The following is a 2,220-nucleotide window of genomic DNA, read 5'->3' on the forward strand; positions in this document are numbered from 1 at the left end:
AATCGTTAGGTAATGTATCAGCATATACGTTATGCTCGTTGCTGGCAGTTGTTCGATCGGGAGACGACATAAAATCTCCTCAAAGTCACTAGCAGTGTGAGTAGGAAAGCAAGGTTAACTTAATCCCAAATCACCCGTCTAAGTGTATTAAAAACAACTTTATCCAGAGAGAATATTAAGAATCTATCTAAATTGGTAAGGAAGCATGAGTAGCCAAGCATATCGCTCAACCTGCTTGACACGCCATAAAAATATAGGGGTGACTTTCAATCTCACCCCTACTCGGTTGGTTTTAGAAAAAGACAGTTATTAAACCTAAGTTGGGATAACTTTTAACACCTCATCTATTCCCAATTAGGACTTCTACCAAAATTAATTTTGTTCGCGTTCGTGCGAGAAAACGGGAGTTTTTGAGGATGTTATTCCGACTTCTTCACCTTCATGAGAGCCTTCCGGTTCTTTGAGAAGAAACGCACAAAGACTAGCCGAAATTAAGCCAACAATTCCTAGCATCTGGAAAAATATGCGATCGCCCGCAGCATCTTGAGGTAAAAAGCTATAGACGGTCAGGAAAATAACCGCTCCTACGTTGCCATAAGCACCCACGTTCCCAGCAATCTGACCCGTTACGCGCCGCTTAATCAGGGGAACGATGGCAAAGGTCGCACCTTCTGCTGCCATGACAAAGAAGGAAGCAATCATGGTCACAATAACTACCCCGAACAGGGGTATATTTGCACCCAGAGAGCTAAACACTAGATAGCCAATTCCCGTGCCAGCAAGCGTTGCCGCCAGCGTCCACTTCCGGCTGCCAATCTTGTCAGAAATTAAGCCGCCTCCTGGACGAGCCGCCAAGTTCATAAAGGCATAAGTTCCGGCAACGCCTGCTGCTAGCGCCTCTGTCAATCCAAAGCCTCTTTGAAAAAACGTTGGGAGCATGGAAACAACAGCTAGCTCTGAGCCAAAACAGGCAAGATAAGCAATTTCTAAATTGACGACTTGACCAAATTGATAGCGCTCTTCAGCAGAGTAGCGCTTTTTACCAGTCATCAAGCTGTGATTTGCTTTCCAACAGTTATAAGCTTGGAATACATACAAGCACAGCAGCAGAAACCAGGTGACATACAGTTGAGTGATATTAAGAAATTTAACTTGATTTAAGCGCCAAGCAATGACGCCCAAAACGCCGACTAAGGGAATGTTGCTAAGTAATAGAAACCAGAAGTCTTTCTGGGTAGTCACTTCTATTCCGGCGCTGCTTTGGGGACGTTGGTAAACCTTACCTGGAGGAGTATCTTGGACGTTTAAGTAATAAACAATTCCGTAGATAGCGGCAACAATTCCGGTGAGCGCGATCGCAAACCGCCAGTTAACTTGACCTGCCCCTAAAAAGGCAGCTGCTGTGGCAATTGTCGGGAGGGTAAACGCTGCACCTGCCGAGCCAAAGTTGCCCCAGCCGCCATAAATGCCTTCTGCTAAGCCAATTTCTTTCGGGGGAAACCATTCCGCCACCATCCGAATGCCAATCACAAATCCACACCCAACGATGCTCAGCGCTAAGCGGCTTAATACTAATTGGGAAAAATTCTGTGCAAATGCAAACATCAGGCAAGGAATCGCCGCATAAATTAAAAGGCATGAATAGGTGATCCGAGGACCGTAGCGATCCAGAATCATGCCGACAATAATTCGAGCCGGAACGGTGAGCGCAACGTTACAAATAGCGAGAGTTCTGAGTTGGGCTTCATTTAAACCTAAATCTGCTTTCACCGCTGTGGCAAAAGGGGCGAAGTTGAACCAAACGACAAAGGTTAAAAAGAATGCAAACCAGGTCAGGTGTAAGATGCGGTATCGACCGCTAAATGACCATAATCCGGACATTTCAGAACCTCTTCTTTTCAAGTAAAGTATGCATCAAAGCGGGAACTGTTCTTGGGTTAGCGTAAATTTTATAGATTCAATCGGGGATATAAATCCTAGGTAAAAAATTTACGTAATTAGGCGCTTGCCACGGGGTTCGGTCTATTTTTTGCTTGAAAGTTTTCAAACATAAAATCTCACCTTATCGAGCCGAGCTGCCGAACGTTAGTTTTTTTAGCAATAAGCGCTTCTGTTAGAGTAATGAACTGAATAATCTGAGTTCGTAGAATTTGTTACAAAAGACAGATTTCTTTTGAAATCTCTATCTTGTTAGGTATTGTATCTGTATTGTGAAGTATT

At 44.1% G+C, this 2,220-nt stretch carries 1 protein-coding gene; it reads right to left on the reverse strand.

Annotation, left to right across the window (positions count from 1 at the left end):
- Positions 1–372 precede the first annotated feature (372 nt).
- Entirely contained in the window at positions 373–1,881 is a 1,509-nt protein-coding gene (locus tag H6F50_RS12515; protein WP_190428960.1) for a NarK family nitrate/nitrite MFS transporter, read from the reverse strand.
- Positions 1,882–2,220: the final 339 nt, after the last annotated feature.

Origin of the sequence: Coleofasciculus sp. FACHB-712, assembly GCF_014695635.1 — a bacterium.
Lineage (GTDB): Bacteria > Cyanobacteriota > Cyanobacteriia > Cyanobacteriales > FACHB-T130 > FACHB-T130.

Excerpts from the sequence above, each read along its gene's own strand:
- H6F50_RS12515 (WP_190428960.1), bottom strand. The coding sequence starts at position 1,881 with ATGTCCGGATTATGGTCATTTAGCGGTCGATACCGCATCTTACACCTG.